The 21,098-nt window shown below is 41.8% G+C and carries 16 protein-coding genes; 6 read left to right on the forward strand and 10 right to left on the reverse strand.

Annotated features, from left to right (window positions below):
* Positions 1-108: 108 nt before the first annotated feature.
* Together K5Q58_RS03795 and K5Q58_RS03800 are read left to right on the forward strand one after the other, a co-directional pair.
* Positions 109-498, forward strand: coding sequence for a nuclear transport factor 2 family protein (locus K5Q58_RS03795; RefSeq protein WP_220752543.1), 390 nt, complete (start codon positions 109-111; stop codon positions 496-498).
* A gap of 29 nt (positions 499-527) precedes the next feature.
* A complete protein-coding gene (locus tag K5Q58_RS03800; RefSeq protein ID WP_220752544.1) occupies positions 528-1,397 on the forward strand; it encodes a VOC family protein in 870 nt (289 codons plus the stop codon).
* Positions 1,398-1,416: 19 nt separating this feature from the next.
* Here K5Q58_RS03800 and K5Q58_RS03805 read toward each other — a convergent pair whose 3' ends face one another.
* Positions 1,417-2,178 (reverse strand): class I SAM-dependent methyltransferase, encoded by a 762-nt coding sequence (locus K5Q58_RS03805; RefSeq protein ID WP_259651223.1) that lies wholly within the window; start codon positions 2,176-2,178, stop codon positions 1,417-1,419.
* 139 nt (positions 2,179-2,317) lie between these two features.
* Here K5Q58_RS03805 and K5Q58_RS03810 point away from each other — a divergent pair, with 139 nt between their 5' ends.
* On the forward strand, positions 2,318-3,160 hold the full coding sequence (locus K5Q58_RS03810) for a 23S rRNA (adenine(2030)-N(6))-methyltransferase RlmJ (protein WP_220752546.1): 843 nt from the start codon (positions 2,318-2,320) through the stop codon (positions 3,158-3,160).
* A gap of 151 nt (positions 3,161-3,311) precedes the next feature.
* On the opposite strand, the gene K5Q58_RS03815 is transcribed toward K5Q58_RS03810, so the two are convergent.
* The 3 genes from K5Q58_RS03815 to K5Q58_RS21310 form a co-directional block, all read right to left on the reverse strand.
* On the reverse strand, positions 3,312-3,578 hold the full coding sequence (locus tag K5Q58_RS03815; RefSeq protein WP_220752547.1) for a hypothetical protein: 267 nt from the start codon (positions 3,576-3,578) through the stop codon (positions 3,312-3,314).
* Between the two features lie 61 nt (positions 3,579-3,639).
* A complete protein-coding gene (locus K5Q58_RS03820; RefSeq protein ID WP_220752548.1) occupies positions 3,640-5,013 on the reverse strand; it encodes a M28 family peptidase in 1,374 nt (457 codons plus the stop codon).
* An 8-nt stretch (positions 5,014-5,021) separates the two neighbouring features.
* Positions 5,022-6,215 (reverse strand): lytic transglycosylase domain-containing protein, encoded by a 1,194-nt coding sequence (locus tag K5Q58_RS21310; protein ID WP_374758474.1) that lies wholly within the window; start codon positions 6,213-6,215, stop codon positions 5,022-5,024.
* 612 nt (positions 6,216-6,827) lie between these two features.
* Between K5Q58_RS21310 and K5Q58_RS03830 the strand changes: the two genes are divergently transcribed.
* Positions 6,828-8,459 (forward strand): AbgT family transporter, encoded by a 1,632-nt coding sequence (locus tag K5Q58_RS03830; protein ID WP_259651224.1) that lies wholly within the window; start codon positions 6,828-6,830, stop codon positions 8,457-8,459.
* Between the two features lie 85 nt (positions 8,460-8,544).
* Here K5Q58_RS03830 and K5Q58_RS03835 read toward each other — a convergent pair whose 3' ends face one another.
* Genes K5Q58_RS03835 through K5Q58_RS03845 form a run of 3 tightly spaced genes read right to left on the reverse strand, consistent with a single transcriptional unit; the run spans position 8,545 to position 12,952 of the window.
* A complete protein-coding gene (locus tag K5Q58_RS03835) occupies positions 8,545-10,944 on the reverse strand; it encodes an ABC transporter permease (protein ID WP_220752549.1) in 2,400 nt (799 codons plus the stop codon).
* On the reverse strand, positions 10,937-11,638 hold the full coding sequence (locus K5Q58_RS03840) for an ABC transporter ATP-binding protein (RefSeq protein WP_220752550.1): 702 nt from the start codon (positions 11,636-11,638) through the stop codon (positions 10,937-10,939). Before K5Q58_RS03840 ends, K5Q58_RS03835 begins: the two co-directional genes overlap by 8 nt.
* Positions 11,639-11,692: 54 nt before the next feature.
* Entirely contained in the window at positions 11,693-12,952 is a 1,260-nt protein-coding gene (locus K5Q58_RS03845; RefSeq protein ID WP_220752551.1) for an efflux RND transporter periplasmic adaptor subunit, read from the reverse strand.
* Between the two features lie 230 nt (positions 12,953-13,182).
* Here K5Q58_RS03845 and K5Q58_RS03850 point away from each other — a divergent pair, with 230 nt between their 5' ends.
* Both K5Q58_RS03850 and K5Q58_RS03855 read left to right on the forward strand, forming a co-directional pair.
* Positions 13,183-14,565, forward strand: a complete 1,383-nt coding sequence (locus K5Q58_RS03850; protein WP_220752552.1) for a sigma-54 dependent transcriptional regulator — start codon at positions 13,183-13,185, stop codon at positions 14,563-14,565.
* Positions 14,555-15,871 carry a PAS domain-containing sensor histidine kinase gene (locus tag K5Q58_RS03855; RefSeq protein WP_220752553.1) on the forward strand — a complete coding sequence of 439 codons (1,317 nt, stop codon included), beginning with the start codon at positions 14,555-14,557 and terminating at the stop codon, positions 15,869-15,871. Before K5Q58_RS03850 ends, K5Q58_RS03855 begins: the two co-directional genes overlap by 11 nt.
* Here K5Q58_RS03855 and K5Q58_RS03860 read toward each other — a convergent pair.
* From K5Q58_RS03860 to K5Q58_RS03870, 3 genes are all read right to left on the reverse strand, one after another.
* Positions 15,847-16,338 carry a TlpA disulfide reductase family protein gene (locus K5Q58_RS03860; protein WP_220752624.1) on the reverse strand — a complete coding sequence of 164 codons (492 nt, stop codon included), beginning with the start codon at positions 16,336-16,338 and terminating at the stop codon, positions 15,847-15,849. The genes K5Q58_RS03855 and K5Q58_RS03860 overlap by 25 nt on opposite strands.
* A 275-nt stretch (positions 16,339-16,613) precedes the next feature.
* Positions 16,614-19,772, reverse strand: coding sequence for an efflux RND transporter permease subunit (locus tag K5Q58_RS03865; RefSeq protein WP_220752554.1), 3,159 nt, complete (start codon positions 19,770-19,772; stop codon positions 16,614-16,616).
* A 9-nt stretch (positions 19,773-19,781) separates the two neighbouring features.
* Positions 19,782-20,936 (reverse strand): efflux RND transporter periplasmic adaptor subunit, encoded by a 1,155-nt coding sequence (locus tag K5Q58_RS03870; protein WP_220752555.1) that lies wholly within the window; start codon positions 20,934-20,936, stop codon positions 19,782-19,784.
* Between the last annotated feature and the right edge of the window lie 162 nt (positions 20,937-21,098).

The following is a 21,098-nucleotide window of genomic DNA, read 5'->3' on the forward strand; positions in this document are numbered from 1 at the left end:
TTCAGTTTTATTAAACAGTGATTGTAAATATAGCTGTTTTTCCGAAGTAGTGACAAGACTAATATCAGTCTCATTCGATGGGTTCATCACTCACTTAAGGATTAAATAATGACTCAATCAACCACTACAGAAAACCCAGTATTAACCGCATGTAAAAATGGTATTGCAGCGTGGCAAAGCGCTTTTAATAATCAAGATGCCAAAGGATGCGCCGCCCAGTACCAACAAAATTGCATTATGACAGCACGCCTATTTGGCGTATTCGAAGGTCGTGAAGCGATTGAAGCATTCTGGCAAGGTATTATGGATCAAGGATTTAAAGATGTTGACTACACCGATGTCACTTGGGAAGCTGAAGGTGATAATGGCTATATATTGACCTCAAGCTGGACTATGAATAAAGCCTTTGGTGTTGTGCATCGTGAGCTTTGGGTTGTTGAAGCAGATGGCAAAGCACGCCTAGCTAGCGATGAATTTGAAGTTCAAGGCGAGCGTTAACGCAGCTGAGTAATAAGGAAAGTAAATCAATGCAGATAACTCACCACAGTTTATATATCAGCAACCCTGAGCAATCTTTGGGGTTTTATCTGCAGCAGTTGGGAATGCAGCTGGTAAAGCAGGATCAAATTGGCGGCCGCTGTCATTATTTATTGCAGTTTCCCAGCGCAGCGAACCATGCGCAACTTGAATTAATACATGATCCTCAGCGCGTCTTTAGTATTGCAAAGCAACCAAGTCGAGTGGATGGCTATTGGAAATTTTCAATTGCGGTAGGCCACTTAAAAACGGCACGTCAAAACCTCATCGATAATGGCATTACCACTACGCCTTGCTTAGAAATCCCTAATCTCGCGTATTTATGTCACCTTGAAGATCCTGACGGCTACAGCATTGAGTTAATCCAAACACATTTGATTGAACACACCCAAAGCTCATTAATAAAGCAAGCGCCAGATTACCCATTAGGCAGTGCCGCGCACTTCAATTTATCGACCTTAAGAGTCAAAGACATTGCATTAAGTCTGTCGTTTTACCAAGAGTTGGGATTAGAGCTAGTACATACTTTCCGCTCAGACGAGCGCAACATGAGCTTATACTTTCTGGCTGATAAACACGCACAAGCCTTTGCCGATTTACAAGCTGCAATCAATTCAGCCAGCCAATCAATCGGCAAATCAATGAATGCCAAAATTGTGGAAATATTATGGCAATACCCAGAAACGCTATTAGAACTGCAGCAATTTGACGGCACCGCTGAGGATGAAGACTTTAGTTACCATACATCGACCCACAGCGGTTTTGCAGGACTCACTTTAAAAGGAGTTGAAGAACAGCAAAGTAATAGTGTTAATAAACTCGTTAAAGATCCTGACGGTTTTTTATTGCGAATCGACTAACCCATTAATAAAGACACGCTTACTTCATAGCCGCTTTTACATAAACATCAAAGCGGTTTTTCTTCTGCGCTAATACCATGCTAGGTTTTACTCCATCTAAATCTTCGGCATAATCTGGGCGCTTAACAACCACACGTTTTGTTGCCAATGCTTGGGCAGGCTTTAATAATCCATCGGCATCTAAATCTGCACCAACAAGCGTTTGAAACACGCGCATCTCTTTTTTCACTAGCGCTGATTTCTCACGGTGTGGATACATAGGATCTAAATACACTACATCAATTTCTTCACCTGACTGCGCAGCCGCATCAGCTAACGCTTCAATACTTGAGCCATGAAATAGACTCATGCGTTCACGCATCCACTCTCCAATTTCTGCATCTTCATAAGCACGGCGTAGTCCGTCTTCAAGTAAAGCGGCCACCACAGGATGACGCTCAACCATAATCACTTTGCAACCTAAACTCGCTAACACAAACGCATCACGGCCTAGGCCTGCTGTGCCATCAACAACCGTAGGAGAAATACCTTGTTTCAAACCAACGGCTTTAGCAATTGTTTGACCGCGACCGCCACCGAACTTGCGCCGATGCGCAACCGCACCTGAAACAAAATCGACTTCAATGCCATCAAGCTTAGGTTCGTCACGTTTATGCAGCGTTAAGGTGTTTTGCTCGAAGCGTAATTCAAACTCAGCTTCTTTATCCCACACTAAGCCCCAGCGTTCGCTGATATCAACTAAAGATGGGTATTGCTGGTTAAAAAAAACAGGTATTTGCAAAGGGTTGTCCAAGGCTCAATGAGATTATCAGTATTATGCCAAAACCCAGCGAAAGTGAATACCTATACCTGATGGCATAGAAAACTTATAATGCAGATATTACACAGCCTTAAGCTGTTCAAATAATCTGGGATTACTCATGTTAAGTTACCGTCACGGTTATCACGCTGGCAATTATGCCGATGTACTCAAGCATTCAATGTTACTGCAAGTGCTTAAACTCATGCACAAAAAACATAAGCCAATGGCTTACATTGATAGTCATGCGGGTGCTGGCGGTTATGCGCTAACCGATGAGTTTTCTAAGAAAACAGGTGAGTATCTAGATGGTGTCGCTAAGCTTTGGGGCAAAGATGATTTACCAGAACCCTTGCAGCTTTATATTGAAGATGTAAAACACTTCAACCAAGGTGAAGAAGATCTGGCTTTTTACCCGGGTTCTCCTGCTTTTGTTGATATGAACATGCGTGAGAAAGACCGCATGGTATTACATGAGCTACACGGGACTGATTTTGCCTCACTTGATGAGCAATTTGCTGATGACAGACATGTTCGCGTAGTAAAAGGTGATGGTTTAAAAGGACTGATTGCTGCTGTACCACCGCTCGAGCGCCGCGGTGTTGCACTAATTGATCCAAGTTATGAAATAAAAACTGACTATCAAGATGTAGCCCACGCAATCATTAAAGCTCACAAACGCTTTGCAACAGGTGTATATATGCTTTGGTATCCTGTGGTTGATAGAGCGCAGACTGAAGCTATGTTGAAAATTTTGGCTGATAGCGGCATTAAAAATCAACTTAGAATTGAGCAATCAATTACCCCAGACAACAATGCCTTTGGTATGACATCTGCTGGATTATGGGTGATTAACCCACCTTGGCAGCTAGATACCGCGGCTAAAGAAACTTTGGATTACTTAGAGCGCTGCCTAGGTCAAAGTGGCGGTAAAACAGTGGTTAAGCTAGAAGTACCTGAATAGAAAGTACCTGAATAAAAGTGCTTAGTAAAAAGCACCTGAATAAAAAGTGCCAGAGTGAAATAGCTAAAAGCGCTCAATAATACATCAACAAAAAGCCACCGTTATTGGTGGCTTTTTAATACATGAATTTCAGGTGATAAAATAAAACCAGCTATACGCATCCTTTATCGGCAGAAAAAGGGCGAGTAATCAAACCCATCAAGGCACTGAAAAGGCCCACTGCAACATCTTGCTGTGGATCGCTACGAGTATTACCTGGCCTAGATTCCCATTCGTCGCGCTGAACCTTGTTATTGGCCGCGCCAACGACAAAATCACAACCAGCATTCATCGAAGCTGTTTTAACGTTATTACTAGTGCAAGCTGTGAGCATGCCACTCGCTGCAATGATTACTGACAAGATTAATATTTTATTCAATGTATACATCCTTGTTTAACATTTTTTGCTCCCTTTTGCTTAACATCTAAAAGCGTTCATATTAAAAAGCGCCAGCTGCACCAGGAAATACCACAGGGCTGGTATTGCCGTCTTTGCCGACAGCAGCAACGCCATAGAGATAATTATCTATCACCATGTTTTTCATAATAAACTCGTTTACTTTGCCAACATAGCGACTGTGGGTCCATTCTGACTCAGTTGTTAGGCGCCAATAAACACGATAGCCAACAACATCTTTATTAATATTATCATTCCACTGAATTTTAGTGTCGGGTTGCATTATCCCTTCAATCTTAACGCCTGTAGGCGGCGCTGGCGCCCATGCCATTGAGGCTAAACTGATCGCATTTAATGCGGTTAGCTTAGCGTTAAAATTGAAATCAACACCTTCAATCACATCGCCATATTCAATACCGTTTTCGGTACGTAAATCTTGGTGCTGACGATCATAATGCTCATTGGTTTCCATCACCCTAACCGCAGGCATGCCCGCTTTATTAAATGGTAAGTGGTGACCACCGCGACCAAAGCGGTCAAGACGGTATACCAACATAACATCTAAATTTGTCATGTATTGGTCAGCCAAGGTTTTAATGTTTCGGGCTAAGTTACGTGAGGCTGAATCGTTTTCGCCGCCACTAAAGTAACGCTCTTTTGCTTCTTCTTTGGTTTCCGCAATTCGCACCCCTTCAGAGAATACCCTAACGGTAGAATTATTAATCACGCCATTAATACCAGCAATGTTGCCAATCATGTCATTATTGAGCACAGCTTGAACTTGCCAGTCATGCTTTTTAGCATAATTAATCAATACATCACCACCGTACAAGCCTTGCTCCTCACCAGACAACGCAGCATAAACAATGGTGCCATTAAACTCATATTTAGATAGTACTCGCGCCGCCTCTAATGCTCCAGCAACGCCTGATGCATTATCGTTGGCACCCGGTGAATCTGAAGTAAAATTCATTGGATCGGTCACGCGAGAGTCAATATCGCCACTCATCATCACGACTCGCTTAGGGTCAATTTTGCCTCGTTGAATTGCAAAAACATTGACCACTTCAGTCGGCTCAGGGATACGTTTTCCTGTAACAGTTTCGCCTACCATCACGACTTCAAGACATCCGCCACAGTCAGCTGAAATACGTTCAAATTCTTCTTTAATCCAACGCCTTGCCGCGCCAATACCACGCGTATCCGATTTAGTTTCCGATAAGGTATGTCTTGTACCAAAGCTTACTAGTTTGGCGACATCATCATGTAAGCGCTTAGCTTTTGGAGCTGCGGCAATATCATATAAACGTAAGTCTTCTTGAGAAGGTGCTGGGGCAGCACTCGCGCCAAAGCTAATTAATGAGATGAGGCCAGTCAATGCGACGGCCGTTTTGGTGAGTTGTAATGCTTGTTTCATAAGTTCCTCTAACTTTGCAGTGCAGTGCGATAGCGTTTTAAGAGTATTTTGACTCGCTCTACATAGGCTTGGGTTTCAGGATAAGGCGGTATGCCTTGGTATTTAGTGACTGTAGTAGGTCCCGCGTTATATGCCGCGCAGGCCAAATCAATATCGTTATCGAAGCGTTTTAGTAAATAGGCCAGATACTGACTGCCGCCCCAAATATTTTGCTTAATGTCGAAAGCGTCGCTGACTCCTAACTCTTTGGCGGTTGCTGGCATGAGCTGCATAAGACCAATTGCACCGACTTTTGAGCGCGCTTTAGCATTAAAAGCGGATTCTGCATGAATAACTGCTCTTATCAGCGCTGGGTCTAAATCAAATTGTTCTGCAGCATCAGTAACATGATCGCTATGTTTAAATGCAAACAAAGGAATACTGTGCCAATCCACTTGCGAGTTCACTTGGCAAGCAAAGCAGTCATAAAGTAAAACTTCAAAATCTGCGCTGTTCGGCACGATATTAGAGAAGGTGGTGATACCACCCTGCTCATATTGATAGATTTTCCGCTTAGGCTTATTACTCGTCTTCAGGCTTTGATCAGAAAAAGAAGCCGTTTTTAATGGCTTAACCCATTTAGGCTTGCTTACTGATTTAACTGGTGTTTGCACAGTATTTATATCAATCGGTGGCTGCTTGATGACTTTAGGTTGCAGTACTAACATAGGTTTAGGCGACTCATCAGGCAAAGCCACAATTGCAGGGTGAAGTACTTGCTGCTTTTTAGGTTTTAACAGCAGGCGACTTTCTACATCTTTACTTTCTACACCTTGGATCGGTTTTTCTGTAGGGAGTACTACAATTGGGGCTAATAACACCTGCTGTGACTTAGCCTCTGGTTTAACTTCTACCTGAGGCTCATATACTCGGGTAGGTTTAGTATGAGACGAAGATTGAAGATACTGTTTTTTTGGCTTTACTGGTTTTGCTTGCTGTGCTTTTGGTGCCACCTTAGCACTTACTTCGGCTGTAGGAGAAAGCGATTTTTGTAGTTTTAACTCAGTAGCAAGACTTTCTTCTGCCATTGGCGTCATGGATACTTTGGCTTTTTCTATTGCCAATGGTTCAGACTCATACCCAGCAAAGGTACTACCGAGTAGCAAGGCGCTAGCGGCATAAATAGTAGCAACACTGTTAGTTAAACTCAGTAATTTATTCATTCTTCTTATAATTATTTAATAAAACTATCTGTCTTTTTTGTATCAATCACAGCTGGTTACTTGAGCAAGTCAATTAGTAAAACACTAGGCTTACTATTTATTCACCTTTGGCTATCGAGTCCAGTTAAGCTTAATGTTATCTGTCTCATCTCCCCATAATAGCCACAAATCAGTTCAAAGTTCATCCTAGTCGGTTAAAAGCGGTGTGTTTTTATTAAACACATTTTTACAATCTAACCAAAAACCCGATTAAAAACAGGATTAAAACCTTATAAAATGAATGCTTTACATTTAGCTACAACGAAATACTGATTAAACTATAAAATCATGAACAAAAAATAGATATTATTTTTTTTATCATTAAAAAACATAAAGCTAAAACAAAACAGTGATGGGTGTTTTTTATACCCTTACACAAAAAAATCATGGTTTTATTGGATGTTTTCATTAAAATGAGTTGTTATTACGTTGCGTTGATTGAATAACTGTTGTTAAGTATTATTTATCAACTTTTTCATCGTTAATTTAAGCTTAATTTAAAATTTATAAGCTAGTCTGTAAGTTGGCAAAATCTCAAACTCATAATAATTAAGCCAAGCTAAAGGGAAGATCATGTCCGTTACATCATCAAATACTACGCCGCCTAATAATGGGGCACCACCAACCAACAATACACCACAAGATCTCGCTTCAAGTGGGGCTTTCGTAAAATTCCTTAATATTGTTGAGCGTTTAGGTAACTTATTACCTCACCCAATTACTTTATTTGCCATGTTCTGTTTAGCCGTGATCGCTCTCAGTGGTATCGCAGGCTATTTCGAACTCACGGTCGCAGACCCTAGACCAATTGGTAGTTCAGGTCGCAGCGAAGACGGCCTTATTCACGTTGTCAGCCTAATGAATGCCGAAGGCTTGAGAATGATTGTCTCAAACCTCGTCACTAACTTTACTGGCTTCACGCCACTAGGTACCGTACTTGTTGCCTTATTAGGTGTAGGTATTGCCGAACGTTCAGGCCTGCTTTCTGCCGCTATGCGTTTATTGGTAATGGGCGCGTCAAAGCGTTTGGTTACCCTAACAATTGTGTTTGCAGGTATTGTCTCGAATACAGCATCAGAGCTAGGTTATGTGGTGCTTATCCCAATGGCAGCAATGATATTCCATTCATTGGGCCGTCATCCTTTAGCGGGTCTAGCAGCTGCCTTTGCTGGGGTTTCAGGTGGTTACAGTGCCAACTTGCTACTCGGCACCGTCGATCCATTACTGTCTGGTATCACTGAAGCCGCTGCGCAAATGATTGACCCTGATTATATCGTTGGCCCTGAAGTAAACTGGTATTTCATGTTCGTGTCTACGTTTTTAATCACCACCTTAGGCGCGATTGTTACTGAGAAAATTGTTGAGCCCAAATTAGGTAAATATGATGTTTCAGAAGCGGCTGATGATTTATCTGAACAACAGATGGATAAAGTCACACAAACTGAAAAACATGCATTAAAAATGGCAGGAATTTCAGTATTAGTGTTTTCCGCATTATTAGCCCTAACTATCGTGCCTGACTGGGGTGCATTGCGTAACCCTGATACCGGCTTAGTGGCTGGTTCACCTTTCTTAAAGGGAATTGTCGCCTTCATCTTTATTGGTTTTGCGATACCAGGACTAGTTTACGGTAAAGTCGTTGGCACCATGAATAAAGATACTGACGTGATTAATGCAATGTCACACAGTATGAGCACCATGGGCATGTACATCGTTCTTGTGTTCTTTGCTTCGCAGTTTGTTGCTTTCTTTAAATGGACAAACTTAGGCGCAGTTCTTGCGGTAACGGGCGCAGATGCCTTAAGCAGTATTGGCTTAACTGGGCCATTAGTGTTCGTGTTGTTTATTATGCTGTGTGGCGTGATTAACTTAATGCTAGGTAGTGCTTCTGCACAATGGGCAGTCACCGCACCTATTTTTGTGCCTATGTTGATGTTAGTAGGTTATGCCCCAGAAACCATCCAAGCAGCGTATCGTATTGGTGACTCTGTCACTAACTTGATCACCCCAATGATGAGTTACTTCGGGCTTATCCTTGCGGTAGCAAGTCGTTATAAGAAAGACTTAGGTATCGGCACACTCATCGCCACCATGTTGCCATACTCAATCGTGTTCTTTATTGGTTGGACACTGTTCTTCTTCCTATGGGTATTCGTACTTGGTTTCCCTGTAGGTCCTGGTGCTGCGACTTACTACACGCCGTAATCTACCAACATTCACGATAATCAAACGATATTCGGCAGCCCAATTGGCTGCCGAATATCCATCTAGAGATTCAAGTAGTTTCTCTTTATTCGTAACGTAGCTTCAATGATGGTCGGGCACTAGCCACGCTGTAGGCGATACAAGCTACTGTTAACCAAGTTATCGTTGCCACCATAGTTACAGCAATACCGTATGACACCATTGATTGAGAAACTCTCTCGCTAAAATGACTTAACCAATCATTCACCAGCCAGTAGGTCAGCGGAAAAGCAATTAGCGCACTCACTCCAACCAACAACATGAATTCTTTTGCCAACAAATTCACCAAACCGAATACTGTGTCGCCCAACACTTTTCTAATCGCGACTTCCTTGCTGCGTCTTAGTGCACTAAATGATGCTAAACCTAGAATACCAACACACGTAAGGATAATGGCGAGCGCTGAGAAAATCATCACTACTTCTGTCACCTGACGATCTGTCCGGTAAATCATTTGGTAATTATCCGATACTAGTTCAAGCTCTGAAATTTCCTTGTTTATTTGCCTTTTTAATACGGATTTTATGTCGCTTTTTACTGTTCCATAATGCTCCGCATCGAAGTTCACTACCAATCTGGCTACATTCTGATACGACATCCCACATATGATCACCACAGGCATAGACACATCTTTGACCGAACCGACTTTTAGGTCCTCAATCACGCCAACCACTTTCCCTTGATCAGCTTCGTTAAACGTCAATACTTGTCCAATCGCATTTTGTGGGTCCTGAAATCCTGCCTGCTTAGCCAGTTGTCTTGTTATTAAGATTGATGCTGTCGCGACGCCATCATCATGCTTCTTATACCAATCAGCTGCAAAATCAGCAGAGAAATCACGACCTGCGATAAGGTTAAACCCATGAGTTTTAGCAATGTCAAAGCCTGCACCGATAAAAGGAATCACTTCGCCATCTTCTGGGCCTCCTGGCCAAGAGAACATTATCGAACTTCCGATAGCCTGAGTGAGATCAGTATCGAAAGCAGCGACAGAATTTACACCTGGAATACGTTGAATTTCACCCAAAAGCGCTGAATTATTGACATAGAACACATCATTGGTGTCTAAGCCAGTGATCAGTAATTTATGCTGCTTCTGGTAACCTACAGGCAAAGTATCAAGTAAGCGAAGCTGCTGATATAAAGTGATAGAGCTAATGATGAGTGAGATTGATAACGCTGATTGCAACACCAATAAAGATTTACGCACCCAGATAGCAGTTTTACCTCGTTGCAGATCTCCGCTCAGAACACGTTTGGCGCTAAAGGAAGAGATAAAGAGCGCTGGGTACAGCCCTGCAACCAAGCCAACAAGTAATGTAATGATTAGAATAAAGCCACTAAAACTGGAGGCGTAATCTAAAGTTAAATTGCGCTCGACAAGGCCATTAAACCACGGCAGGCAGAGCTCCACTATTGAACAGGCTATCACTGCTGCGATGGTTGTCAGTAAAATAGATTCGCTCAGAAACTGGCAAACCAATTGTAGCCTTGATGCCCCTAAAGCTTTGCGTACACCTACTTCTTTTGCTCGTTGGCTTGACTGCGCGATACTCATGTTGATGAAATTTACACTGACAATAACAATCAACAAGATGCTTAAACCGATACAGATTAATACTGTGGTTTCTGAACCACCTTCTTTCAATTCATAACGACTGTGAGAGGTTAGATGAATTTTAGCTAAAGGTTGTAGGGTAACATTTACGATTTCTTGGGATTCATACGCTAACTCATTAAACAATATTTGCGCCTGCTCAGCGATATCTTTAACATCTGCCCCCTCTTTAACTCGTAAATAATTATAACCATTGTTTGATGCAAGCGTCATGGTGCTCAATAATGCTGGGGGCATATATGTTAATGAGTCAAAAGAAAAATGACTATTTTCAGGTAAATCAGCAATAACTGCAGCTACCGTCCAATGACCTTCTTTACGCTGAAGAGTTTCACCAACGACATTTGTATTACCAAACAAACGTAACGCCTCTTTATGAGTAATGACCAACTTATCAGGTTGAGTTAACCCTGTTTCGAGTGAGCCATCAAGCAATTTAATATCAATAAAATCTAATATATTAGGTGTTGCGGAATACAAGTTTTCTAACTTAACGAACTCGCCTTTAATGGTGACTTGATCATCGATCATGCTATTTAAAATAGTCAAAGTAAAAATATCGGTTACACCAGTCAAACGATCAAGATGTTGCGCTAGTGCTGGGCTAGATATTGGTGCGCTTGCAGATATAGGAATAAAATATTGCGACACTCTGTAGGTATTTTCATGTTGTGGCTGAAACTGATCATAGGAGCGTTCAAAATTCACAAATAAGGCCACCATTATTGCAGCAGCAAGACCGATTGATAGACCAAATAGATTTAACAATACATGCTGCTTTTGGCGCTTAAATGCTCGTAATGCTGAAATAAAGTAATTATTAAGCATACTGCACCTCACGTTGAGTTTCAGTCGCGTTATCAAGCATAATCTGACCGTCGAATAAGCGAACTACACGACTAGCAAACTTGGCATCTTTTTCAGAGTGAGTCACCATCACGATTGTCGTTCCTGCTTGATTCAACTCCCGCAGCATCATCATGACTTCTTCACCATTTTTTGAATCCAAATTACCCGTGGGCTCATCCGCTAAGATAAGTTTAGGATTAATAACCAACGCTCTAGCTACCGCGACTCTTTGCTGCTGGCCACCTGATAGTTGCTGGGGTAAATGACTAGCTCGGTGATCAATATTAACTCGCTTCAACATCGCATCAACTCGTTCAGTTCGTTGTGACTTCGATATCCCTTGATACTGCAATGGTAATGCGACGTTTTCTCTCACGGTTAAATCATCAATAAGGTTAAAGCTCTGAAATACAAAACCAATATTCGACTTGCGCACCTGAGCTAGTTTTTTTTCATTAAATTGACTTAACTCGGTCGTGTCAAAATAAAACTGTCCCTCAGACGGTGAGTCCAACATCCCGAGAATCGATAGTAAGGTTGATTTACCACATCCAGATGGCCCCATTACAGCAAGAAACTCTCCCTCTTCAATATTGAGAGATAAATTATTTAGAGCGGTTGTTTCAACATCTTCGGTACGAAATACACGTGATAAGTTTTGTAATTTAATCATTTTGTTTTATCCCTAAATCGTTAAATAATTTGTAAAATAAGTGCTGTTTTAAATTTAAAGTAGAAGCTGTAAGGAATCGGCTTTCTCAAATGCGCTATATCCAGAGGTGATAACTTTGTCAAACGAGCTCAAGCCACTGATCACCTGATAATATTTTTGATTTTTCTTACCTAATTTAATTTGGCGACGGCTCGCACTTTGTCCATCCTCGCTTACTACGAACACCCAGTTACCACCGGTTTCAACGGTATAAGATCCACGCTCAAGTAATAACGCTTGGCTGGCTTGAGGGCTAAACATCAAGTCAATATCAAGGCTTTGGCCACGCTTAACGCCAACGATAGCTTCAGGAAGGTCAAACTCGATTTTAAATGATGACTGGTTTACACGACTGTCGATTTTGGTGATATTCAATTCATGTTCAGTTCCATTGAAAGACAGCTTAGCTAGCATCCCTAGCTGCACTTGATTTAAGTAATACTCATCAACATTAATCACCAATTTGTACTTACCCGGAATGTCGATTCGTCCCAAACGGCTGCCTGCTGACTTAGACTCACCCAGTTCAACATTAAACTCACTTAAGTATCCGCTAATAGGTGACTTTACTAATAAGTTTTCAACATTTTTACGGGCAAAATTTAGATTAGATTCAAGCATTACTGCACTGTCTTTAAGCTGAGAAACCTGTAATTCTCTAATCGCATCTTCTTGTTGCTGGCGTTGCTTAGTCAGCGATTGTCGTTTTTGGTAGTAGCTTCTATCTTGTTTCAAATTCAGCAAGTGCTCTTGAGCTAATACACCTTGCTCAACTAATGGCTGAGACTGAGTGATCTTTCGATTGAGATGTGCCAACTGCAATTCAACTTCTAGCAAGTCACGTTTAAGGTTTAAGCGATTGGTTTCCATTGTCATCTGGGTATTTCGAAGAAAATTCAGCTGTTCGGTCACTTGTGCCTCACGGCTCATTACATCCAGTTGTAATGCTGTATTTGCTAAGCGCAATAATGGCTGCCCCTTTTCAACATAAGCTCCTTGTTCAACCAAACGCTCCTCCACTCGACCACCTGCGATAGTGTCCAGAAATAGTGTTGTTTTCGGACTGATACTGCCCCTTAGGCGTAAACTGTCAGCAAACTCACCTTCTACTACAGTCGATACTGTGACACTGCTCAGATTTACCTTTTGCATCCTTCCTTCTGGCTGAAATGACTGCCAGTAAACAATGATGCTGATAATAAACACTGGTAAACATGCTTTGATTAGCCACTTTTTCCATTGTCTTGCTTTATTGGGAGTAATTTTCTTGTCCATGTTGAACGTCCTAATCCTTTAATGTTCCTTACATATTCCAAGAGTCATGCCAAAAATAAAAATCTCATAAAATCAATAGCTAATAGGTTATTCTAAAAATCACTAATCATTATACTGTCCGTAAACAGAACACTATAAAACGATAATCTGTCCATTTTTGGACATTAACCTTGTGTATAACGACAATCATAAGTACATTAATTTAACCGTTTAGCTACATATAGAGCACAATGAATAGGTCCCAAGGCAGTATTTTGATTGTTGATGACAATGCGGATATTTTGACAGCATCCCGTTTACTGCTTAAGCAGCATTATCAACAAGTTAAAACAACAACTGATCCGCACCAAATAAGCCACTACATACAACAATTTGAAATTGATGTCGTGTTGTTAGATATGAACTTCACTCAGGATGCGATCAGCGGAAAAGAGGGCTTGTATTGGCTACAGCAAATACTGTCACTTAAACCGAGTACGACTGTGATCATGATGACGGCATACGCCGATATGAACTTAGCTATTCAAGCGATAAAAGCTGGAGCAGCTGACTTTATTGCTAAGCCTTGGCAAAACGAAGCATTAATTGCAGTGGTTGCAGCGGCGTTTACTCACGCACAGACCAAACAAGAACGCGATAACCTCAGTCGACAGAATCGTGGACTCAATAATGCATTAGCGGGTCAACATATCCCATTTCTCGGTGAAAGCCCTGCCATGTTGCAGGTCTTTAATACTATAGAGAAAGCTGGTAAAACCGACGCCAACATCCTAATTTTAGGTGAGAGTGGAACGGGCAAAGAGCTTGCAGCTCGTGCTGTGCACCAATCAAGTCAACGCGCAGATAAGGCTTTCATCGGTGTAGATATGGGGTCAGTTTCAGATAGTTTGTTTGAGAGTGAATTATTCGGCCATAAAAAAGGGGCTTTTACCGACGCTAAACAAGATAGGGTTGGTCGCTTCGAATTAGCTCATAATGGCAGCCTATTCCTTGATGAAATCGGTAACTTGCCATTATCACAACAAGCGAAATTGCTCGCGGTACTGCAAAACAGACAAGTAACACCTATTGGCAGTAATAAACCAATTAATTTTGATACTCGCCTCATATGCGCAACTAATCATAATTTGCTACAAGCAATCGATTCTGGCGAATTTAGACAAGATTTTTTATATCGCATCAATACCATTGAGATTCAACTTCCTCCTTTACGTGAACGTGTAGAAGACATCCCATTATTAATACAACATTATCTGTCTCACTTCTCGCAAAAATATCAACGTCATTTGAGCATATTTCCGAGTGATTTATCCCGCTTATGTCAATATCGTTGGCCAGGTAATGTTCGGGAGTTAGCACATTCAATTGAACGTTCTGTCATTCTCAGTGAAGGAAGTCATTTAGATATTTCAGCCATTATCAGTAATACTGGAGCAACAGTTACACCATCACCTTCAGCTCAGCAACCAGACAATTTCAACTTGCAAGATGTTGAAAAGCATACGGTTGCCTCCGCACTAGCGCACTTCCAAGGTAATGTCAGTCACGCAGCGAAAGCACTTGGCTTAACACGTGGTGCACTGTATCGCAGGTTAGAAAAATATGAGCTTTAATCAACTGATGCCAAATAAAGATACCTTCTCATTAGTTCGCCTTCTTATCGCTTTAATAACTTTGGCGGTGCTTATTGGGCTTCAATGGTCGCAAGACGGAATAACTGCCCTTATCGTTGTTATGCTTATTGCTGCTATAGGGGTTTTCTTCACGATCATAAACCAGTTTCTAAACCAACAACATCAAGTTTCAACCGTACTAACCGCGATAGCTAATGGTGATACCAGCCTTGGGTTATCTCACCATCACCCACTACAAACCAAACTCAAAGAAGTTAATCAAAAGCTAAAACACAGCCAAACTCTAGCGCAAAGCCAAAGCCATTATTTACAAACCTTGCTATCACACTTGGATATTGCCATTTTTGTTGTTGGTGACGATGGGCAGATCAACCAGAAAAATCCAGCGAGTGAGCGCCTATTAGGGGCTCTACCAAAAAACATTGCTGAACTCCCCGCTTTAGCCGAGTGTATTAATGGCAGCTCAACGGATCGTAAACTGGTAGTAGATTGGAAAAAAGGCGAACAACAAGATCGATTATCAGTACAAATAACATGTGTAGTAATTGATGGAAAAGCATTAAAGTTAGTAAGTATCCAATCAATTTACTTAGCTCTTCAAGCTAAGGAGCAACAAGCATACAAGATGCTCACTAAGGTGCTAACCCATGAAATAGCAAACTCAATTACGCCACTTTCTTCACTATCGCAAACCGCTACAACTCTCATCCCTGACACATTAGTCTTTGATGATTTAGAAGACAAACATGACTTAGCGTTAGCGCTAGATACTATTGCTAACCGAACTCGGCATTTAGATGAATTTATTGGTCGTTTTAGGACTATGAGTCAGCTGCCAGCACCAAAGCTAAAAATCATTTCATTAACGGAAATCGTTCAACGCAGCTTAAAACTTTTTGAACATCAATGGCAGCAGCAAAATATTGAATTCCTGTTCAACTATCACAAAGATTATCCTCTAATGGCTGATTCTGCTCAAATTGAACAAGTGCTTATAAATCTCCTTAAAAATGCCACTGAAGCAGTGACAGCGCAGACGAATAAACAAATTCAATTGACGCTGCAACAAAATAGCCAAGCTCAAGTCAGTCTAGATATTCGAGATAGTGGCACTGGAGTTCCAGAACATGTGGTAGAAATGATGTTCGTTCCATTTTTTACCACTAAGCCAAAGGGATCTGGTATTGGTTTAAGTTTGTCGCGACAGATAATGATTCAACATGGTGGCGATTTAACATATATCAGTTCGCAGCCACAGGGTTACTTTAGGTTATTATTCAGTTGAATAAGGGAGTCTGGTGTCAACAACTGCACGAGCTCTTGTTCATATTGCTCGAGCTTATTCAAGTTAAACCCTGTGTGCTGCTGCACTAACTCACCATGGCGATTGAAGATAAAACTGCTTGGCATACCTTTGAGTGCAAATAGCCTTGCGACCTCACTATCTGGATCGTAACGAACGGCAAAATCAGCGGGAAAGTCTTTTAAAAAACTCAATGCTAACGGCAATTCAACATCCAGATTAATGGCAACAACGGCCAAACCTTGTTGCTGATATTTAGCATGCATTTGGTTCATCCACGGGAAAGACTTTCTACAAGGGCCGCACCATGAAGACCAAAAATCCACGTACACGACTTTACCTTTAAACTCGCTTAAGCTGAGTTGCTCACCCAGCTCGTTTTGTACCATATGACTTAAAGAAGGCGCGGCGTTAGCTTGGTTCGACACTGTTATTGCAGCTATCAGCATAAAACCAAAGGCCATTAACTTAACAGGCTGTGTGTTTGTCATATCTTTACTGTCCCTATATGCCGATGTCTATTCAGTTAACCCTCATAAAAATGACGACTTGCATCAATTGCTCGTATTGGCCACTTCTATCAGTTAACGACTAGCTGTTGTTAACTACGTTTATAGCCCTTGCTAAAGATCAATGCGGCTCAATGTATCGCTATATTTTATGTTCGGACATAAAAAAGCCTGCTTGATGCAGGCTTTTAGTATGAACCAGTTAAGAGGGTTTATTAACTCTTATCTGATGTTTCAGTTTGTGCTTCCGCTTCTGGCGGCTTGTAACCTTTGCGCTCTTTCTTACTGAATATTTTCTCTACCACAACGAAGAATAATGGAATTAAGAAGATACCAATAAAGGTTGAACTCATCATGCCACCTAGTACACCTGTACCTAGGGCATTTTTACTACCAGAACCTACGCCAGTACTGATAGCTAATGGTACAACACCTAAACCGAATGCCAATGAAGTCATTAGAATTGGACGCAAACGTACACGAACTGCGTGCAATGTCGCCTCAATCAAGCCTGCACCTTTGTCGTAGAATTCTTTAGCGAATTCTACAATTAAGATCGCATTTTTGGTTGCGAGCCCCACCGTAGTTAATAGTCCAACCTGGAAGAATACGTCGTTAGGTAAACCACGACCATTCATCGCAAGCAGTGCACCAATGACACCCAGTGGTACAACTAAGATAACCGCAAACGGTACAGACCAACTTTCATATAGCGCTGCAAGTACCAAAAATACAACTAAGATAGATAAAGCATAAAGCGCTGGCGCTTGGTTACCAGATAATCTTTCTTCGTATGATAAACCGTTCCACTCTAAACCAAATCCTGGTGGAAGTTGTTTCACCATTTCTTCGAAATCGAGCATCGCGTCACCAGTACTATAACCTGGCATTGTTGCACCTTGGATATTAATTGCTGGTAAGCCATTAAAGCGTTGCAGTTGCGGTGAACCGTACTCCCATGTACCTGTTGTAAAGGCTGAGAAAGGAACCATTTCACCTTCAGAGTTACGCACGTACCAAGAATCTAAATCACTTGGTTGCATACGGTATTCTGCTTCACCTTGAACATATACCTTCTTCACACGACCGCGGTCAATGAAGTCATTAACGTAAGAACCACCATAGGCTGTTGCCAGTACGCTATTTACATTATCAATATCAACACCTAAGGCGCGAATTTTAGCTTGATCAACGTGGATTTCGTACATAGGTGCATCTTCTTGTCCGTTAGGACGTACACCAACTAGGTTTGGATTCTGTGCGGCCATACCCAGTAACTGGTTACGAGCTTGAATAAGTGCATCATGACCTTTACCACTGCGATCTTGCAGATACATATCGAAACCATTCGACGTACCTAGCTCGATTACCGCAGGTGGCACAAAGGCAAACACTAACGCCTCTTTCATTTGCATGAAGCGACCCATTGCACGGTTAGACAATGATTGAACATCTTGTCCTTCACCACGCTCAGCCCAGTCTTCAAGACCAACGAATGCAATACCCATATTCTGACCAGAGCCAGCGAAACTGAAGCCTGCAACACTGAATACAGATTTGACCGTATCGCCTTCTTCATTCAGGTAAAAATCACTGACTTCATCAAGCACTTTAATGGTGCTTTCTTGGGTTGAGTTAGTTGGCAAAATAGCCTGAGTGAACAAGATACCTTGGTCTTCATCAGGTAAGAACGCCGTCGGCATACGCATGAAAATCCATGCGGTAGCGATAACCAGAACAAGATAAACACCCATCATACGAACAGTACGTTTTAAGATGGCTGCAACACTGGCTTCATAACGCGAAGTTAACTTATCAAAGCTTCGGTTAAACCAACCAAAGAAACCGGTATTAATGTGAGTATGACCTTTAGGGATAGGCTTAAGCATCGTAGCACACAGTGCCGGAGTTAAGATCATCGCAATCAATACTGACAATGCCATCGCTGACACAATCGTTATCGAGAATTGTCGATAAATCACACCCGTTGAACCAGACATAAATGCCATCGGAACAAATACTGCTGATAGGGTTAAACCAATACCAATCAATGCGCCAGTAATCTGATCCATCGATTTACGGGTTGCTTCAAGTGGGCTTAATCCCTCTTCAGCCATGACCCGCTCGACGTTTTCCACCACAACAATGGCGTCATCCACCAGCAAGCCAATTGCTAACACCATCGCAAACATGGTTAAGGTGTTAATAGTAAAGCCAGTTGCTGATAAAATGGCAAATGTACCCAGCAGTACCACAGGTACAGCAATTGTCGGAATCAATGTTGCTCTGAAGTTCTGTAAGAACAGATACATAATCAGGAACACTAAAATCACAGCTTCAATCAGAGTATGGACAACCCCTTCAATTGATTTCTCAACAAATGGTGTTGTGTCATACGGATAATAAGTTTGTAAACCGTCAGGAAAATAGGCTTCTAACTCGGCAATTTTTTCACGAATATTGTTAGCCGTTTCAAGTGCGTTAGCTCCTGTAGCAAGCTGAACACCGACACCAGAAGCTGGTTTACCGTTATAGAAAGATTCAACTGAATAACTTTCAGAACCTAATTCCACACGAGCAACATCATTAAGATAAACGTTAGCACCTGATGAGTCTGATTTAAGGATAATCTCGCGGAACTGTTCAGGTGTTTGTAAACGGCTTTGCGCTGTTACAGTTGCATTTAACTCTTGACCAGCAATAGAAGGTGCACCACCTAATTGACCCGCTGAAATCTGAGCGTTTTGCTCTTGAATCGCAGCCATAACATCAATACTGGTTAAGTTATATTGAGTTAGCTTTAATGGGTCAAGCCATATACGCATAGCGTACTGTGCACCAAACAATTGGATTTCACCTACACCAGCAACACGGCTAAGTGGATCCTGAATGTTCGCAGCAACATAATCGGCAATATCGCTTTTTTGTAAAGAACCATCTTCAGATACGAACGCAGCAACCATCAAGAAACCCGCACTTGATTTTACAACGTTAACACCTTGAGACTGTACTTCTTGCGGTAACAAGGTCATTGCAGCTTGAAGCTTGTTCTGTACTTGTACTTGCGCAATATCAGGATCTGCTTCAGCGTTGAAGGTTAAGGTAATGGTGGCATTACCGAAACTGTCACTGCTTGAAGCAATGTAGCGTAAGTGGTCAATACCTGTCATACGCTGCTCAATGACCTGAGTTACTGTGTCTTCCATGGTCTTTGCAGACGCACCTGGATAGAACGCTGTAATCTCTACGGTTGGCGGCGCAATACTTGGGTATTGTGCTACTGGAAGATCTTTAATAGCCAAGATCCCTGCCAGCATGATTAAGATTGAGATCACCCAAGCAAAAATAGGGCGATCGATAAAGAAACGAGCCATAACGTTACCCTATTTAGTTGCAGGAGTTGCTGGGGTTGCTGAAAGTACCTGTGGTGTCACAACGGCACCCTGACGAATTTTCTGTAAGCCTTCAACAATCAATTTATCGCCAGCGACTAAACCATCGGTGATACGCCATTGATGATTAATAACTTCTGCCGTGGTCACGATACGAGACTCAACTTTGTTTTCTGCACCAACAACCATAGCAACAGCTTGGCCTTTGGTATTACGCGTCACAGCTTTTTGAGGCACTAAAATTGCTTTAGGATCTTGACCTGCATTCAAAATTGCACGGACATACATACCAGGCAATAACACCCCATCAGGGTTAGGGAATTCAGCACGTAAAGTGACTGAACCTGTTGCTTCATCAACACTCACTTCAGCGAACTGTAATGTACCAGCTTGCTCATAAATAGTGCCGTCTTCAAGAACCAACTTAACTTCAGCGTTATCACTTTGCTGTAGTTTGCCGTCTCTCAGTTTTGCCTTTAAACGTAATAACTGTGCACTTGATTGAGCAATATCAACGTTGATTGGGTCAAGTTGCTGAATTTTAGCCAAGGTGCCAGACTGGTTTGCTGTTACCAAAGCGCCTGGAGTTACACTTGATTTACCGATACGACCAGAAATAGGTGCTTTAACTTCAGTGTACTCAAGATTAATGTTTGCTGTGTTAATTGCCGCTTTTGCTACAGTAACATTAGCAATTGCTTCTTTGTAAGCTGCATCTGCTTCATCAAAGTCTTGCTTACTAATCGCATTAGTTTGCACAAGTGCAGCGTAACGATCCGCCGTTGCTTTTGCTGATGCTAAAGAAGCATTTGCACTTGCTAAGTCTGCTTCAGCACTGACGAGCGCCGCTTTATATGTAGCTGAATCAATCTGATATAGTGATTGGCCCGCTTCAACATCCTTACCTTCAACAAAACCACGGTTAGTGATAATGCCTGATACCTGTGGACGAACTTCTGCTTCTAAATAAGCGCGGCTACGACCAGGTAACTCAACTTGAATAGCTTGAGGTTGCTCAGTCACACTCAACACTCCTACAGGAACGGGAGGCGCTTTTTGCTGGGTATGGCCTTGATCGGCTTTACCACAAGCGGTAATCCATAAAGCCGCAGTGATAACTGAGGCTATTTTCAGTGCTTTGTGCATGACTGTTCTTACTCCTAATGACATCATCAGTAACCTTACGCTTCATTACGTAACGATTGCTAAATAGCGATAATCCTAACGTTTTAAATTGACTAAACTTTATGGGCACTGTTATCGCATACCCATGTGAACTCAACAACCACTTAAAATATTATAAATTGT

The sequence above is a fragment of the Shewanella sp. KT0246 genome, from assembly GCF_019654955.1.
Classification (GTDB): domain Bacteria; phylum Pseudomonadota; class Gammaproteobacteria; order Enterobacterales; family Shewanellaceae; genus Shewanella; species Shewanella goraebulensis.